General features: G+C 71.8%; 15 protein-coding genes. 8 read left to right on the top strand and 7 right to left on the bottom strand.

Annotated elements, in window-relative coordinates; all coding sequences use genetic code 11:
• The first annotated feature begins 98 nt into the window (after nt 1–98).
• Nucleotides 99–1,610: an aspartate ammonia-lyase gene (locus tag DEI89_RS14645; protein WP_258368948.1), complete on the top strand. Its 1,512-nt coding sequence runs from the start codon at nt 99–101 to the stop codon at nt 1,608–1,610.
• Between the two features lie 42 nt (nt 1,611–1,652).
• Here DEI89_RS14645 and DEI89_RS14640 read toward each other — a convergent pair whose 3' ends face one another.
• On the bottom strand, nt 1,653–2,729 hold the full coding sequence (locus DEI89_RS14640; RefSeq protein WP_110904786.1) for a YihY/virulence factor BrkB family protein: 1,077 nt from the start codon (nt 2,727–2,729) through the stop codon (nt 1,653–1,655).
• 21 nt (nt 2,730–2,750) lie between these two features.
• Nucleotides 2,751–4,082, bottom strand: coding sequence for an MFS transporter (locus DEI89_RS14635; protein ID WP_110904785.1), 1,332 nt, complete (start codon nt 4,080–4,082; stop codon nt 2,751–2,753).
• A gap of 69 nt (nt 4,083–4,151) precedes the next feature.
• Between DEI89_RS14635 and DEI89_RS14630 the strand changes: the two genes are divergently transcribed.
• From DEI89_RS14630 to DEI89_RS14620, 3 genes are all read left to right on the top strand, one after another.
• Complete coding sequence (locus DEI89_RS14630) at nt 4,152–4,523, top strand: FKBP-type peptidyl-prolyl cis-trans isomerase (RefSeq protein ID WP_110904784.1); 372 nt, start codon at nt 4,152–4,154, stop codon at nt 4,521–4,523.
• A complete protein-coding gene (locus DEI89_RS14625) occupies nt 4,523–5,365 on the top strand; it encodes an aldo/keto reductase (RefSeq protein ID WP_110904783.1) in 843 nt (280 codons plus the stop codon). Before DEI89_RS14630 ends, DEI89_RS14625 begins: the two co-directional genes overlap by 1 nt.
• Before the next feature lie 90 nt (nt 5,366–5,455).
• Nucleotides 5,456–7,714, top strand: a complete 2,259-nt coding sequence (locus tag DEI89_RS14620) for an ATP-binding domain-containing protein (protein ID WP_110904782.1) — start codon at nt 5,456–5,458, stop codon at nt 7,712–7,714.
• Between the two features lie 64 nt (nt 7,715–7,778).
• On the opposite strand, the gene DEI89_RS14615 is transcribed toward DEI89_RS14620, so the two are convergent.
• The 3 genes from DEI89_RS14615 to DEI89_RS14605 all read right to left on the bottom strand — a co-directional run bounded on the left by DEI89_RS14615 (nt 7,779) and on the right by DEI89_RS14605 (nt 10,270).
• On the bottom strand, nt 7,779–8,063 hold the full coding sequence (locus tag DEI89_RS14615) for a protealysin inhibitor emfourin (protein ID WP_110904781.1): 285 nt from the start codon (nt 8,061–8,063) through the stop codon (nt 7,779–7,781).
• A gap of 64 nt (nt 8,064–8,127) precedes the next feature.
• Nucleotides 8,128–9,180, bottom strand: a complete 1,053-nt coding sequence (locus tag DEI89_RS14610; RefSeq protein ID WP_110904780.1) for a M4 family metallopeptidase — start codon at nt 9,178–9,180, stop codon at nt 8,128–8,130.
• A gap of 67 nt (nt 9,181–9,247) precedes the next feature.
• Complete coding sequence (locus DEI89_RS14605) at nt 9,248–10,270, bottom strand: glycoside hydrolase family 6 protein (RefSeq protein ID WP_110904779.1); 1,023 nt, start codon at nt 10,268–10,270, stop codon at nt 9,248–9,250.
• A gap of 120 nt (nt 10,271–10,390) precedes the next feature.
• Here DEI89_RS14605 and DEI89_RS14600 point away from each other — a divergent pair, with 120 nt between their 5' ends.
• The 3 genes from DEI89_RS14600 (at nt 10,391) to DEI89_RS14590 (ending at nt 12,061) form a co-directional block, all read left to right on the top strand.
• Nucleotides 10,391–10,843: a VanZ family protein gene (locus tag DEI89_RS14600; RefSeq protein ID WP_110904778.1), complete on the top strand. Its 453-nt coding sequence runs from the start codon at nt 10,391–10,393 to the stop codon at nt 10,841–10,843.
• A gap of 146 nt (nt 10,844–10,989) precedes the next feature.
• Complete coding sequence (rpsO, locus tag DEI89_RS14595) at nt 10,990–11,259, top strand: 30S ribosomal protein S15 (RefSeq protein ID WP_110904777.1); 270 nt, start codon at nt 10,990–10,992, stop codon at nt 11,257–11,259.
• A gap of 169 nt (nt 11,260–11,428) precedes the next feature.
• Nucleotides 11,429–12,061, top strand: a complete 633-nt coding sequence (locus DEI89_RS14590; RefSeq protein ID WP_181421679.1) for a CE1759 family FMN reductase — start codon at nt 11,429–11,431, stop codon at nt 12,059–12,061.
• Nucleotides 12,062–12,077: 16 nt separating this feature from the next.
• Here DEI89_RS14590 and DEI89_RS14585 read toward each other — a convergent pair whose 3' ends face one another.
• On the bottom strand, nt 12,078–13,292 hold the full coding sequence (locus DEI89_RS14585) for a lytic transglycosylase domain-containing protein (protein ID WP_110904776.1): 1,215 nt from the start codon (nt 13,290–13,292) through the stop codon (nt 12,078–12,080).
• Nucleotides 13,293–13,573: 281 nt separating this feature from the next.
• On the opposite strand from DEI89_RS14585, the gene DEI89_RS14580 reads away from it, so the two are divergent.
• The gene (locus tag DEI89_RS14580; RefSeq protein WP_110904775.1) at nt 13,574–15,862 is read left to right on the top strand and encodes a polyribonucleotide nucleotidyltransferase; all 2,289 of its coding nucleotides are present in this window, start codon (nt 13,574–13,576) and stop codon (nt 15,860–15,862) included.
• Between the two features lie 110 nt (nt 15,863–15,972).
• On the opposite strand, the gene DEI89_RS14575 is transcribed toward DEI89_RS14580, so the two are convergent.
• Nucleotides 15,973–16,500 (bottom strand): YbhB/YbcL family Raf kinase inhibitor-like protein, encoded by a 528-nt coding sequence (locus DEI89_RS14575; protein ID WP_110904774.1) that lies wholly within the window; start codon nt 16,498–16,500, stop codon nt 15,973–15,975.
• Nucleotides 16,501–16,522: the final 22 nt, after the last annotated feature.

Genomic DNA, 16,522 nt, shown 5'->3' with positions numbered 1-16,522 from the left:
CGGAAGGCCACGGCGCGTGACAGACGCACCACGGGTTCGTGCCCGCTCGCCCCGCCCCGTTCCGCACCGGCTGGACGGTCGCGGGCTACCCTCGGAAGGTGACCCGCGACGGAGAGGAACACAACGTGACGAGCGCTGCCACCCGCACCGAGACCGATTCCCTGGGCTCGAGGGAGGTGCCCGTCGACTCGTACTGGGGCATCAACACCCTCCGGGCGATGGAGAACTTCCCGATCGCCTCCGTGCCGATCGCGGTGTACCCGGACCTCGTCGCAGCGCTGGTGACGGTGAAGCAGGCGGCGGCGCGCGCGAACCGGGCGATCGGGGTCCTCGACGACGAGCGCGCCGACGCCATCGACCGTGCTGCGCAGGAGGTCCGCGACGGCGCCCTTCGCGACCAGTTCGTGGTCGACGTGGTGCAGGGTGGCGCGGGCACGAGCACGAACATGAACACGAACGAGGTCCTGGCGAACCGGGCGCTGGAGCTGCTGGGCCGCGAGAAGGGCGACTACGCGTACCTGCACCCGATCGACCACGTGAACCGCAGCCAGTCGACGAACGACACGTACCCGACGAGCATCAAGATCGCGATGATCTACGGGGTGCGCCGCCTGGCCGACCAGCTCGAGCAGCTCTCGGCCGCGTTCGCCGAGCGGGGGAACGCCTTCGCGGACGTCCTCAAGGTCGGTCGAACGCAGCTGCAGGACGCCGTGCCGATGACCCTCGGCCAGGAGTTCACGGGTTTCGCGCACACCATCCAGGAGGACGTCGTCCAGCTCCGCCGGGTGGTGCCGCTCCTCTGCGAGATGAACCTCGGCGCGACCGCGATCGGCACGGGCATCACGGCGGACCCGCTCTACCGCGACGAGGTCCGCAGGCAGCTCGCCGACGCGTCCGGCGTCGACGTCGTCACCGCGCCGGACCTCATCGAGGCGACGAGTGACGCCGGGGCGTTCATGACGCTGTCCGGCACCGTGAAGCGCAGCGCGATGAAGCTGTCGAAGATCTGCAACGACCTGCGACTGCTGGCGTCGGGTCCGCAGGCGGGCCTCGGCGAGATCACCCTGCCGCCCCGGCAGGCGGGGTCCTCGATCATGCCGGGCAAGGTGAACCCGGTGATCCCGGAGGTCGTGAACCAGATCGCGTTCGCCGTCGCCGGCGCGGACACCACGGTGACGATGGCAGCGGAGGGTGGGCAGCTCCAACTCAACGCGTTCGAGCCGATCATCGCCCACTCGATCCTGCAGTCGCTGCAGTGGATGGCCCGCGGGTGCGCGACCCTCCGCGAGCACTGCGTCACCGGCATCCAGGCGAACGAGGCCAAGCTCGCCGCACAGGTCGACACGAACGTCGGCGTCGTCACGGCGCTGACGCCGTACATCGGCTACGCGGCGGCGGCGTCGATCGCGCACACGGCCTTGACGACCTCGACCCCGATCTCGACGCTGGTGATCGCGGCGGGCCTGATGGACGAGCACCAGGTGCACCGGGTCCTCAGCCCGGCGCGGCTGTCCGGCATCGAGCTCGCGACGGGCGCGATGCCGGTGATCACCGAGGCGATGCTCGAGCAGCACGCCCGCGACGTCGCACCGCGTCCGCCGCAGGTCTGACGGCGGGACTCACCGGACGGGCTGCTCCCGCCGACGCGCAGCTCACGGCATCGGCCGCTCGCCCGCGCGCACCTGCCCTGCCACCCGCCGGAGCTCCTCGTCCCGCGGGGAGCCCTCGTCGTCGGGGAGTTCGGCCGCCGCGGCCCGCACCTGCGCCGCCGCCGCGATGTCCTGGTCCCGCCACCGGGCGAGTGTGAAGTTCCGGGTGACGTCGCGGAGCGGCAGGCGGATGGTCTCGTCGGCCTCGATGCCGGCGAGCAGCTGGCGCATCCGGATCACCTCGGAGTCGAGTTCCCCGCCGACGACGAGCACGAAGTTCGAGATGTACAGGTAGACGAGCAGCAGCAGCGCACCGCCGAGCCAGCCGTACGCCCGGTTGCCGCCGCCGATCGTCTCCACGTACAGCGCGAAGCCGACCGTGGCGAGCGCCCAGGTGCCGATCGCGAAGCCGGCACCGGCGGACACCCACCGCAGCTGCGGCGTCTTGACGTTGGGCGTGGCGGTGTAGAGCACGGCGACCATGACGACCAGGTCAGCGGCGAGCACCGGCCACTTCACCACGTTCCAGACGTCGTCGGCCCAGGACGGCCAGCCGACCTGTCGCACGACGGCGGCGGAGATCATCGGGGTGCCGAGCAGGATCACGAGCGCGACGGCACCGCCGACCATGACCAGCAGCGTGACGAGGAGCATCATGCCGCGGAACTTCCAGATCCGCCGGCCCTCCTCGACCTCGTAGGCGGTGTTCATCGCCCGGCCGAACGCGGTCGCGTACCCCGACAGTGACCACAGCGTCAGGACGAGTCCGACGGTCGCGCCGAGCCACGGGTTGTCGAGCGTCAGCAGCTGCCGGAGCGGGGTCTCGAGGTGCTCGGCGGTCTCCGGTCGCACCAGGACACCGAGGACGCCGACGATGTCCGCCACGCTGTCGCCGCCCTGGTCGACGACCGCGAGGAGCGACACCACGGTCAGCGCCGTCGGGAACACGGTGAGCAGGGCGAAGAACGTCAGCGACGCGGCGGAGTCGACGACCCGGTGCCGGATGACCGAGTGGTACGTCCGACGCACCACCGCCCGGACCTCCGAGCGGCGCAGGTCGCGTTCTCGGCTCGCCGGCATGGGTCGACGGTACCGGCTCCGTCAGTTCGCGTTCGGGTGCAGGGCGTCGTACCGCCGGAACGACGGCACCAACCGGAGCAGCAGGGCGACCAGCGCGATGATGAGGACGCCGCCGATGACCGGCGGGTAGGCGAACCCGGCCGCGACGACGAGGCCGGCGTACAGGTCGCCGACGCGCGGGCCTCCCGTGACGACGACGATGAAGATCCCCTGCAGTCGTCCACGCATGCCGTCGGGCGCCGCGGCCTGGAGGATCGTCCCGCGGAACACGCTGCTCACGTTGTCCGCACCGCCGGCCACCGCGAGGAACAGCGCGCACAGCACCAGTGCCGGCAGGATGCCGGTCGAGAAGGTCTCGGACGGCCGCCCACCCAGGAGGTGCGCGCAGGCGACGACGACACCGAACGCCGCGATCGCCCCGCCGTAGACGGTGATCGCCCAGCCGACCGCCTCGCCCTGCCGTCGGACGTGGCCGAGCGGCCCGGAGAAGATGCCGGAGAGCAGCGCACCGATCGCGTAGGCGGCGGTGAGCGCCCCGACGGTGATGGACCCGCCGCCGACCACGAGGGCGCCGATGGCGGGGAACAGCACGCGGGGCTGCCCGAACGTCATGGCGATGATGTCGAGCACGAACGTCATCGTGATGTTGCGGGAGCGTCGGAGGAACTTCGCGCCCTCGATGAGCGACGACAGCCCGGGGCGCAGCGCGTCGTGCTCGGGAGCCATCCGCGGCAGGGTGATGACCCCGAGGAACGCCGCACTGAACAGCACGACGTCGACCGTGTAGGTCGGCGCGAAGCCGAACGCGGCGACCAGCACGCCGCCGACCGCCGGTCCGACGGTCACCGAGAACCCGGCGCTGATGCTGTTCAGGGCGCTCGCCGCTGGCAGGAGCTCGATGCCGACCAGGCGCGGCACGATCGCCGCGCGGGAGGCCCCGATCACGGTCCCGGCGACGGCGTTCACGGTGACCAGGACGTACAGCAGCACGACGCTGTCGAGTCCGAGCCAGGCGTGAGCGGCGATCATCGCGGTGGACACCCACGCCAGGACGGCCGAGACGAGGGCCACCGTGCGGCGGTCGAACGCGTCGGCGAGCATCCCGCCGTAGAGGCCGGCCAGGATCATCGGCACCAGGGAGATCACGCCGACGAGCGACACCATGAAGGTGGAGCGGGTGATCTCGTACACCTCGAGGCCCACGGTGACGCTGGTCATCATGGTGCCGATGCCGGCGATCGAACTGCCGATCCACAGGCGCGCGAACGCGGGAGAGCGGCGGAGGGGGGTGAGGTCGGCGAACAGGGAACGGTGGGGCTTCGTGGGGGCGTCCACGGGGGCTTCTGGTGTCACGGTGGAACCATTCTGTGGCCTGGAGGCCGCCTGCGGGGCCGGGTTTCGTTCTCTGGTTGACTGACGAGCATGACTGACCTGAACAGCAAGCCCGAGTTCGACGCCCCCGAGGGCCCGGCGCCCACCGACCTCGTCATCACCGACATCGTCGAGGGCGACGGCCCCGTCGCCGAGTCCGGCTCGACCGTCAAGGTCCACTACGCGGGCGTCGAGTACGAGTCCGGCGAGGAGTTCGACAGCTCCTGGGGCCGTGGCGAACCGATCGACTTCCCCCTCGCGGCGCTCGTCCGCGGCTGGCAGGAGGGCATCCCCGGCATGAAGGTCGGCGGCCGTCGCAAGCTCGTCGTCCCGCCGGAGCTCGCCTACGGCCCGGCCGGCGGCGGACACTTCCTGTCCGGCAAGACCCTGATCTTCGTCATCGACCTGCTCGGCGTCCGCTGATGGCGGGCGTCCCGGAGGTCCCGACCCTCGAGCTGAACGACGGGCACCGCATCCCGGCGCTCGGCCTCGGCACGTACTCGCTCGACGGCGACGAGGGGATCGCCGCGGTCGGTGCGGCGATCACGAGCGGGTACCGCCTGCTCGACACCGCGCTGAACTACGGCAACGAGGACGCCGTCGGTGAAGCGGTCCGCCGCGCCGAGGTCCCGCGCGACGAGTTCGTGGTGACGTCGAAGCTGCCGGGACGCCACCACGGCTACGACGAGGCGCACCGATCGGTGGACGAGACCCTGGCGAACCTGGGGCTCGACCACCTGGACCTGTACCTGATCCACTGGCCGAACCCGTCGGTGGGCAAGTTCGTCGAGACCTGGAAGGCGTTCGTCGACCTGCGGGACAGCGGCAAGGTCCGCTCGATCGGTGTCTCGAACTTCACGCCGGAGCACCTCGACCGCATCATCGACGCCACCGGGGTCGCACCGGCCGTCAACCAGGTCGAGCTGCACCCGTACTTCCCGCAGGCGGAGCTCCGAGCCGTGCACCAGCGGCTGGGCATCGTCACCGAGAGCTGGAGCCCGCTCGCGAAGCAGTCCGAGCTCCTCACCGAGCCACCGGTCACCGCCGCGGCCGGCGCGCACGGGGTGTCGGCCGGCCAGGTCGTGCTCCGCTGGCACGTCCAGCTCGGTGCCGTCCCGGTGCCGAAGTCGGGCGACCCGGACCGGCAGCGCGAGAACCTCGACGTGTTCGGCTTCACGCTGAGCGACGACGAGGTCCAGGCAATCTCCGCGCTCGAGCGCGGTCGGCTCTGGGACGGCGACCCGGACACGCACGAAGAGATGTAGTCGCGGGCGGTCGCGGCCGCGGCCGCGATCGAGTCGAAGCCGACCGGGGCGGGGGGATACGATTGGTCCCCCTGTCCCGAAGGGTTGCGAGTGTCCGAAGCGCGTGTTTCCGAACCCACCGAGATCGACCGTGAACGCGGTTACGTCGACGGTCTGTTCCACCGACTCGACGAGCTGACGGCCGAGGCCGCCCAGCGACTCGCCGAGACCCGTCGACAGACCGTCGGCGGCAACCACCAGAGCCGCAGCGAGCGCGACGCGTTCGCCCGGCTCTACGAGGACACCGTCGCCACGCTCGAACGCGTCGGCGACCGGCTCGTCTTCGGCCGGCTCGAGGTCCAGGACCCGCCGGCCGACGAGGACGCCTTCCGGTACATCGGTCGCGTGGGTCTCCGTGACGCCGACCACCGTCCGCTGCTGCTCGACTGGCGGGTGCCCGGTGCCAGTGCGTTCTACCAGGCCACCGCGGCCCATCCGATGGGCATGCGCGCCCGCCGGCACCTGACGCTCGAGGGCCGAACGGTCGTCGGCGTCGAGGACGAGGTGTTCGACGCCACCCTGTACGACGACGAGCGCACCCACCTGCAGGGCGAGGGGGCGCTGCTCGCCGCGGTCACCGCCGAGCGCACCGGCCGGATGACCGACATCGTCGCCACCATCCAGGGCGAGCAGGACCGCATCATCCGCTCCCCGCTCGAGGGCGTGCTCATCGTCCAGGGTGGGCCCGGGACCGGGAAGACCGCGGTGGCGCTGCACCGCGCCGCCTACCTGCTCTACTCGTACCGTGAGCGGCTCCGGGGCTCCGGGGTGCTCGTGGTCGGCCCGTCCCCGGCGTTCCTCACCTACATCGAGCAGGTCCTGCCGTCCCTCGGCGAGACCGGCGTCGTGATGGCCTCCCTCGGTTCGCTCTACCCGGGGCTGCACACCACCGTGCACGACAGGCGCGACGTCGCCGCCGTGAAGGGCTCGGGCGAGATGGCCGACCTGCTGCGCCGGGCCGTGCGTTCGCGCCAGGTCGTCCCGACCGAGTCCGTCACGCTCGACGTCGAGGGCGAACGACTCGTCGTCCCGCCGCAGCTCGTCGCCGAGGCGATGCGTCGCGCCCAGGACCGCGGCAAGCCGCACAACGTCGCCCGGGTGTCGTTCAACAAGAACGCGCTCGATGCCATGACCCGCCTGCTCGCCGAGCAGCTCCGGCAGCGCGGCACGACGGTGGACGAGGCCGACGAGAAGGTCCTCCGCGAGGACATCCGCAGCTCGTACGACGCCCGCGTCCTGCTCAACACCGCGTGGCTGCCGCTGCCGGCCGAGAAGCTCGTCGAGGACCTCTTCGCCCGTCCGAACTGGCTGGCGTCGCTGACCCCCAACTGGTCCCCGGAGCGCCGGGAACTGCTCCGACGCGAGCGTGGTGCCGCCTTCACGGTGGAGGACGTCCCGCTCCTCGACGAGGCGGCCGAGCTCCTCGGCGAGTTCGACCCGACCGGTGGTGCGGCGAAGCGCCAGGCCAAGGCGAGCCGGAATCGCGACATCGAGAACGCCCGCCAGGCGATCGAGAACATGGGCGTCGAGGGCATCGTCAGCGCCGAGCAGGTCGCCGGGGCCTTCGCGGAGGGCGGCGACCCCCGCTCCACCGCCGAGCGCGCCGCCGAGGACCGCGAGTGGACCTACGGGCACATCGTGGTCGACGAGGCGCAGGAGCTCTCGCCGATGCAGTGGCGGATCCTCGCCCGACGGAACCCGCTGCGCTCCTTCACGATCGTCGGCGACATGGCGCAGGGCTCCTCGCCGGGAGCCGCCCGGACGTGGGACGACGTCCGCGGCGCGCTCTCCCGCCGTCGCCGGGGTCGCGCGCCGCAGGTGCCGCTGGACTCCCGGCTCGAGGAGCTCACCGTCAACTACCGCACGCCGCGCTCCATCGTCGAGGCCGCCGGGGCGTTCGCCGCCTCGGCCGGGCTGACGGTGACCGCGAACGAGGCGGTCCGCGACGGTGACCCGGTCGAGCGGCTGCACGTCGACCGATCGGACCTGCTCGACACCGTCGCCCGTCGGGTCGAGAGCGAGCGTGACCTGATCGGTTCGGGGACGATCGGCGTGATCGTGCCGGAGGCCGACGTCGCCGCCGTGCGCGCGCGGTTGGCCCGCACGGAGGCCGACGTCCGCGGGCTCGGTTCTCCGCGCCCGGGCTCGGTGACGGTGCTCACCGGTGCCGATGCGAAGGGCCTGGAGTTCGACGGCGTGCTGCTCGTCGACCCGGACCGCGTCGGGTCCGACGCCGCCCGTGCGGCTGCGGCGGTCTACGTCGCGATGACCCGCCCCACCCGCCGCCTGACGGTCATCGACGTCGCCTGACGGTCATCGACGTCACCTGAGGAGCACGACGGGCGACGTGGCCGGGAGGCCCGGCCTGCGTCCGTCAGGCCGGCTCGCCCTGGTCCCGCACCTGCGCCACGAGCGTCGCCCAGGGCCCGTCCAGTCGACGACCCGGGATGGTGACCGTGGTCCGGGCGACGGTGACCGTCCAGACGAAGTCGTCCCGGACGGCGTCACCCGCAGCCGGGTCCGTCGCCGGTGCCTGGTCGCGGGGGAGCGCGCCGACGAGCTCGGCCCACCGGTCGGCGTCCGGCCGGTCGTCGGTGTCGAGCCGCCAGGCCCGGGTCATGCCGGCGAACCCTCCGCTGCGGCGCACGACGATCTGCATGCCCCGCAACGTACGCCCTCCGTGCCCGCACCCGCACCCCCGCCGCAGCGTGTGCCGCCCCGCGTCAGGACAGGACGCCCACCGAGCGCCAGGCGTCTGTGACCGCGGCGCGTTCGCGCGAGTCCGCCCCGAAGCGGGTCGCTGCGGCCCGTACCGTGACGGCCGCGAACCCGGCGAAGTCGATGGACGCCGACACCTCGGCCGACGTCAGGGCGTCCCACCACACCTGCCCGGCGCCGACCCAGGCCGGGCCGCCGATCGTGGTCGCTGCGAGGAAGAAGGCGTGGTTCGGGATGCCCGAGTTCAGGTGCACGCCGCCCTGGTCCTCGGTGGTCTCGACGTAGTCGGTCATGGTCGCCGGCTGCGGGTCCTTGCCGAGCACCGGGTCGTCGTAGGCGGTCCCCGGCGCACGCATCGAACGCAGGGCGACACCGTGCACGGCGTCGGTGAAGAGCCCCTCCCCGATCAACCAGGTCGCTTGCTCGGCGGTCTGCCCGGCCGCGTACTGGGCGACGAGGGAGCCGAAGACGTCGCTCATCGACTCGTTGAGCGCCCCGGACTGCCCCTGGTAGACCAGGTCGGCGGTGTACTGCGTGACACCGTGGGCGAGCTCGTGGCCGATCACGTCGACCGCGACGGTGAAGCGTCGGAAGACCTCGCCGTCCCCGTCCCCGAAGACCATCCGCTGCCCGTCCCAGTAGGCGTTGTCGTACTCCTGGCCGTAGTGCACGGTGGCCTCGAGGGGCAGCCCGGCACCGTCGATGGAGACCCGTCCGAAGACGTCGAGCCAGAACGCGTGCGTCGCACCGAGCCCCGCGTACGCCTCGTCGGTGGCGGCGTCCCCGGTGTCGCCCTCGCCCTCGCGTCGGACGACCGTGCCCGGCAGGGTGGTCGTGCCGGCGGCGGTGGAGATCGTCCGCTGCGGCGAGGCGTCGGGCGTGCCGGCGGTCCGGGGCGCGCGGAGGCCGGTGACCTGCTTCGGCTCCTGGACGCGGTCCATCGAGGCGAGCGCGGTCCGTGCCGCCGAGGCGGCGCGTGGGAAGCGGTCCGCCGGCGCGGCCGCGACGGCGCGCAGGAGGTACGGCGGGACGACGGAACGCAGGTGGCGGCTGGTCATGGCGACATGCAACCACCGGCGGCCGACAGCCGGACCGGTGTCGGGCCTCCCGGCCGTCGTCCGCGCGTCAGCCGCGCTTGCGGTTCGCGACCAGGGCGAGCGCGTACGACTCCCACCACTGCCCCGCGGCCGGTCCGCCGTTGCAGCTGCCGTCGCTCAACCCGGGTGTCTTCACCCAGAGCAGCGCGTCGAGCCGGGTCGTGCCGAGGGTGACGTGGGGGAGCTGCCCGAGGCCGGCGCCCCCGGGGTTGCACCAGTCGCCCCGCCAACCCCGGCCGTTCCGCGAGACGTCGATGACGAAGTGCGGGTCCCCGCCGATGGCGTCGGCGAGCTCGTCGGCGTAGGCGCGCTCCTGGTCGACCCGGTAGAAGTTCGACACGTTCGTCGCGAAGCCCTGTACACGGTCGACGCCCGCGCGCCGCAGCCAGTCGGCCATCGTCGCGACCGGCACCCGGTTCTCGTTGCCGCCGTCCAGGTACACGGTCAACCCGTGGCCGGTGAGCGCCGCCACCGCCTTGCGGAGGAGCGGCAGCCGCGTGTCCCGCAGCCGCTCGCAGACCGCGATCTGCGCGATCGAGTCCGGTTCGACCAGGACGACCGCATGCGAGCCCGCGAGTGCCCGGACGACGGCACGGACCCACGGCAGGTAGGCGTCCTCAGCGGTGCCGCCCCGCGACCAGTGCCCGCAGTCGCGGCCCGGGATCGCGTAGAGCACGAAGACCGGGGTCTTCCGCTGCTCGCGCGCCGACGCCAGGACGCTCCGCACGGTCGCGACCGTCTCGGGGACGGACGAGCTCGTCAACCAGGTGGCGATCGGCTGGTCGGCGATCACGGCGAGACGGTCCGCGGTGGAGGCCCGACCCGCCTTCCGTGCGGCCGTCTCGTGCCAGCGTGCCTGGTTCGCGGTCGAGGGCTGGCGGGCGAGGCCGCCGGGCCACGCCTCGGCGACGCTCCGGCGGTGCGCGACCGGACGGTCTCCGGCGTGTGGCAGCACCACGCTCACCGCCACGACGACGGCGACGACGAGCGCGCCGACGACCCCGATCCAGACCCACTGGCGCGTGGACGAGGTCCGTTGCGGTCTCGGCATCGGCCGTTCCTCCCTGTCGCGCGTCGCCCCCGACCCGCATCCGCTGCTGCCGTCATGTTCCCATCCCATCGTCATGTGATGCCAGGGTGCTGCCCAGCAGTCGTGCCCCAGACTGACCGGATGTTGCGGAAACTCCTCCTCCTGGCCCTGACGGGCGGCTACGCCTGGGTGATCTGGCGGATGACGCTGACCCCGCACGTGTTCACCTCGGCCGAGAACTCCCTCGTCCTGCACGCCGTCGCCTGGGTGCAGCACCTGCCGCACGGTGCCTGGTTCACGTACGACCGCACCGAGTTCCTGGCGAACGTCGCGATGTTCGTGCCGGTCGGGCTCATCGCCGCGCTGTGGCTGCCCCGTCGCTGGTGGATCCTCGGCGCGCTGATCGCCGTCGGGCTGTCGGTCGGGATCGAGTTCGCACAGGCCGAGTACCTGCCGTACCGCGTGGCCGATCCCCGCGACGTGCTGTCGAACGGCATGGGCGGCCTGCTCGGGGCGACGCTCGTCGGGTTCGTGCGGAGTCTGCTCCCGGAGCGTCGTCGGCGCCGCCGGCCTCTGCGGGCGCGGACCGTCTGAGCGACCGGGTCCCGTCGACGCGTTCCTGCTCTGGTATGCTCGTGCGGTTGCCGTCGAACGGCCGCGGATCAAGAGCGCTCACGCATCAGGTGTGGGCACCGCGCAACGGACAGAGCTCTCACGCAGAGCAGGAAAGGGGATCCTCCATGGCACTTGACGCCAAGATCAAGCAGGAGATCATCGAAGAGTACGCGACCCACCCGGGCGACACCGGATCCCCCGAGGTCCAGGTCGCCGTTCTGACGCGTCGTATCAACGACCTGAACGAGCACCTCAAGGAGCACAAGCACGACCACCACTCGCGTCGTGGCCTGCTCCTCATGGTCGGTCAGCGCCGCCGTCTCCTCGGGTACCTCTCCGACGTCGACATCGCCCGCTACCGCACGCTCATCGAGCGTCTCGGCCTGCGCCGCTAGTCGTACCAGGAGCGCTGCCGTCGTGCAGCCCTGCTGATCGGAAGCCCCGTTCCTCTCCGTGAGGGACGGGGCTTCTGTCGTTCCGCGTGCGAGCACCACGGGAATGCGCGTCGGCCTCCTCGGGTTCCTGCTACTGTTCATGCAAACGCATCGAAAGTCGGGAATCTCCATGACCACCATCGCCGTCGTCTCCGCCGGTCTCTCCGAGCCCAGCTCGACCCGCCTGCTCGCCGACCGCCTCGGCGCCGCGACCGTCGAAGCGCTGTCGACCGCCGGCCGCTCCACCGGCGAGCCGGTCGAGCTGCGGAACGTCGACCTCCGACCGCTCGCGCACGAGATCACCGATGCCATGCTCACGCGCTTCGCCGCCCCCGCCCTGGCCACCGCGATGGCGACGGTCGTCGAGGCGGATGCGGTCGTCTTCGTCACCCCGGTCTTCACCGCCGGCATGAGCGGCCTGGCGAAGTCCTTCCTCGACGTCCTCGACAAGGACGCGCTCACCGACATGCCGGTGCTGCTCGGGGCGACCGGCGGCACCGCTCGCCACTCGCTCGCCCTCGAACACGGCATCCGCCCGGTCTTCGCCTACCTCCGTGCCGCGGTCGTGCCCACCGGGGTCTTCGCGGCGACGGACGACTGGGGGAGCGACGACGCGGGCACGCTCGACGCGCGCGTCCGCCGGGCCGGAGCCGACCTGGCGTGGATGATGCGGGCCTCCCGTCGTCATCCGCAGCAGGCGGACGCCCTGCCCGAGGTCGTGGACTTCGCGTCGCTGCTCGGCGGGATGCAGCGCCAGCAGTAGCCGCACTGCGTCGGGGTCAGTACCAGTGCGGGTCGACGCTCATCTCGTGACCCCAGGCACCGCACGGCGTGCCGTAGCTGCTCTTGATGTACGCGAGGCCCCAGTTGACCTGGGTCTGCGCGTTCGTCCGCCAGTCCGCACCGGCGGCGGCGAGCTTCGACGCGGGGAGTGCCTGCGGGATCCCGTAGGCACCACTCGACGAGTTCAGGGCGTTCGCGCGCCAGCCGGACTCCTGCGTCCACAGTGACACCAGGCAGCCGAACTGGTCGTCGCCCCAGCCGTAGCTGCCGAGCACGCTCCGCGCGTAGGCCTGCGCGCCGGCCGGGTCGACCGTGACCCCCTCGGTGCTCGGGTAGGCGTTGCCGGCCGATGCCGAACCCCCGGTCGAGGTGGGTGCCGCCGCGGCTGCCGCTGCTGCCCGAGCGGCGGCCCTCGCTGCCGCGGCTTGTGCTGCCGCCTGTGCGGCGACCGCCTGTCCGACCTCGTAGCGACGCTGCGTCTCGGCCGTCGAGTCCCGGAGTGTCGCGAGCTGCGCGTAGAGCTCGTCACTGTGCGATTCGGTCGACGCGACCGCCGCGTCCGCGCGCTGCTGCGCCGCCTTCGCCGTCGCGGCCTTCGCCTCGGCGTCCGCGGCGAGCGAGGCGCGCTCGTCCTCGGCCCGGGCCGCCTGGTCGTGCAGCGAGGACGCCGTCTTCGCCGAGACGGCGGCGTCGTCCAGCACGCCGGCCCAGGTCGTGGACAGCTGGTCGAGCGCGCCCAGCTGGTAGAGCAGGGCGTCCGGGTTCCCCGTCGTCGCGATCCGGGTGGTCATCTGATCGGTCGACCCGTCGCGGTACAGGTCCGCGGCCAGCCGTCCCGCCCGTGTCTGCGCGCGCTCGGCGGTCGCTGCGGCCTGGCGGGCGTGGGCCTGGAGGCTCGTGGCCGTCCGGGTGGCCTCGGCCAGGTCCGCCTCGGCCTGCGTCGCCTCCGCGGACCGGTCGAGGGCGACCTGCGACTTCGCGGCCGCCTCTGCCTGCACCGACTCCAGGGCAGCCTGGACCTTCGCGACCTCGGCCTGCTTGGCCTGCTCGTTCCCCTCCGCGCGCTGCACGTCCTGCCACGTCGGGTAGTCGGTGGCGGACGCCGGTGCGGAAGTGACCACCGGGACGACCAGGGCCCCCACGAGCACGGTCACGGCGAGGAGGACGTGCCGCCCGTGCGGCCGACGGACGAGGGCAGGGTTCCGACGCATCCCTGCAGGCTAGGCGAGGACACGCCCGTTCGCCTGGAGCACCGCCGCTCGTCCATCGCGGAATGCTAAGGTCGCCTGGTCTGGGGACCGTTCCCCGAGACGAATCACGACATCGCACGCAGACCGGCACGAAGCTGGTCATCGGTGGTGGCGTCCGGGCCGGTCCTCGTCCCGTGTGCTTCTACTGCTGGCCAGACATGCGTTCCGCGTCGTGGAGCGCACGTGCACGAGTGTGCCCGAGGCCTGGTCTGCTGCACCACACACGCAAGGAGGCATCCTCTATGGAGGGTCCCGAGATCAAGTTCGCGGAAGCGACCATCGACAACGGTCGCTTCGGCACCAGGACGGTCCGGTTCGAGACCGGTCGTCTCGCGCAGCAGGCACAGGGTGCCGTCGCCGCGTACCTCGACGAAGAGACCATGCTGCTCTCGGCCACCAGCGCCGGCAAGCACCCGCGTGAGGGCTTCGACTTCTTCCCGCTGACGGTCGACGTCGAAGAGCGCTCGTACGCCGCCGGCAAGATCCCCGGCTCGTTCTTCCGCCGCGAAGGCCGTCCCAGCACCGAGGCGATCCTCGTCTGCCGCCTCATCGACCGGCCGCTGCGCCCGTCGTTCGTCGACGGCCTCCGCAACGAGGTCCAGATCGTCATCACCGTCCTGAGCATCGCGCCGGACGAGTTCTACGACGCGCTGGCCATCAACGCCGCATCCGCGTCGACGCAGATCTCCGGTCTGCCGTTCTCCGGCCCGATCGCCGGTGTGCGGCTCGCGCTGATCCCGGGCGCGAACGGCACCGACCAGTGGGTCGCGTTCCCGAAGGCCTCGCAGCTGGCCGAGGCCGTCTTCGACCTCACCGTCGCGGGCCGCGTCGTCACCGACGAAGCCGGCAACGAAGACGTCGCGATCATGATGGTCGAGGCCGAGGCCACCGAGCACAGCTGGGACCTCATCCAGGGCGGCGCCACCAAGCCCGACGAGTCCGTCGTCGCGCAGGGCCTCGAAGCGGCCAAGCCGTTCCTCAAGGCCCTCGTCGAGGCGCAGGCGAAGCTCGCCGCGCAGTCGGCCAAGGAGATCCAGGACTACCCGGTCTTCCCGCCGTACGCCGACGAGGTCTACGCGGCCGTCGAGTCCCTCGCGCTCTCCGAGCTCGGTGACGTCTACAAGATCGCCGGCAAGACCGAGCGCCAGGACGCCGACGACGCGCTCAAGTCGCGTGTCAAGGCCGCCATCGCCGAGCAGGTCTCCGCGGGCACGCTGCCCGAGGTCGCGAACAGCCAGGTCAGCGCCGCGTACAAGTCGGTCACGAAGAAGGTCGTCCGCGGCCGCATCCTGACCGAGCAGGTCCGCATGGACGGTCGTGGGCTCGCCGACATCCGTCCGCTCGACGCCGAGGTCGCGGTGATCCCGCGGGTCCACGGTTCCGCGGTGTTCCAGCGCGGCGAGACGCAGATCCTCGGCGTCACCACGCTGAACATGCTCAAGATGGAGCAGCAGATCGACTCGCTGTCGCCCATCACGAAGAAGCGCTACCTGCACCACTACAACTTCCCGCCGTACTCGACCGGTGAGACCGGCCGTGTCGGTTCGCCGAAGCGTCGCGAGATCGGGCACGGCTTCCTCGCCGAGCGCGCCCTCGTGCCGGTGCTGCCGTCGCGCGAGGAGTTCCCCTACGCGATCCGTCAGGTCTCCGAGGCGCTCAGCTCCAACGGTTCCACCTCGATGGGATCCGTCTGCGCCTCGACCCTGTCGCTGCTCAACGCCGGTGTGCCCCTCAAGGCCCCCGTCGCGGGCATCGCGATGGGCCTGGTCTCCGACACCGTCGACGGTCAGACCCGCTACGCGGCGCTGACCGACATCCTCGGTGCCGAGGACGCACTCGGTGACATGGACTTCAAGGTCGCCGGTACCTCCGAGTTCGTGACCGCCATCCAGCTCGACACCAAGCTCGACGGCATCCCGTCGTCGGTGCTCGACGCCGCGCTGAAGCAGGCCAAGGAGGCCCGCTCGGCCATCCTCGGTGTGCTCAACGAGGCCATCGACGGCCCGGACGAGATGGCCGACACCGCCCCGCGCGTGATCTCGGTCAACATCCCGGTCGACAAGATCGGCGAGCTGATCGGCCCGAAGGGCAAGACGATCAACGGCATCCAGGACACCACGGGCGCCGACATCTCGATCGAGGACGACGGCACGGTCTACATCGGTGCCGTCGACGGTCCGTCCGCCGAGGCCGCGCGTGCGCAGGTCAACGCGATCGCGAACCCGACGAACCCGGAGATCGGGGACCAGTTCCTCGGCACGGTCGTCAAGATCGCGACGTTCGGTGCCTTCGTGTCGCTGATGCCGGGCCGCGACGGTCTGCTGCACGTCTCCGAGGTCCGCAAGCTCGCCGGTGGCAAGCGCGTCGAGAACGTCGAGGACGTCCTGGGCGTCGGCCAGAAGATCCTGGTCGAGGTCACCAAGGTGGACGACCGCGGCAAGCTCTCGCTCGCCCCGGTCGTGGCCGACGAGGTCGACACCGAGGGTCGCGACGACCACGGTACCCACACCGAGGTCCCCGCCGAAGGCTGATCCCTGATCAGCTCGAGCGCCACAACGGCCGCCGTCCTGCTGGACGGCGGCCGTCGTCGTGTGGTGGGGCGGGCCTCCCGGCAGTGCCGGCCGGACCGGACTCGCTCGGGTCAGGACGCGGGGGTCTCCTGGACGCCCACGAGTTGCGCGCGGCCGAGCAGGTGCTCGCGGAACATGAAGCCGACGACGGCGGGGGTCGCCTCGGCGGGCACCTCGAGCGTCGGGACGTCGAGCGCGCTGAGCGTGAAGAAGTAGCGGTGTGGGCCGTGGCCAGCGGGCGGAGCCGCACCGAGGAAGGTGTCCGTGCCGAACTCGTTCCGGCGACGCGTGGCACCCTCGGGCAGCAGTGCGTCATCGGTGCCGGCGCCCTGCGGCAGCGAGGTGACCGAGGCGGGGATGTCCGACAGGGCCCAGTGCCAGAAGCCGGAGCCGGTCGGTGCGTCCGGGTCGTACACGGTGAGGACGAAGCTCCGGGTGCCCTCCGGTGCGCCGGACCAGGCCAGCTCGGGGGAGCGGTCGGCACCGCCGGCGTCGCCGCCGCGGGCCTCCTGCGGCAGGGCGCCGCCGTCGGTGAACTCGGGGCTGGTCAGCTCGAAGGTGGGGACGTCCGGCAGGTTCCAGTTGGGGTCGTTGGTCATGCTCCGAGCCAACACCCGCTGA

Source organism: Curtobacterium sp. MCBD17_030 (assembly GCF_003224255.1).
Classification (GTDB): domain Bacteria; phylum Actinomycetota; class Actinomycetes; order Actinomycetales; family Microbacteriaceae; genus Curtobacterium.
The sequence above is the reverse complement of the archived record's forward strand: the minus strand, read 5'-3'. Positions and strand labels throughout refer to the sequence as shown.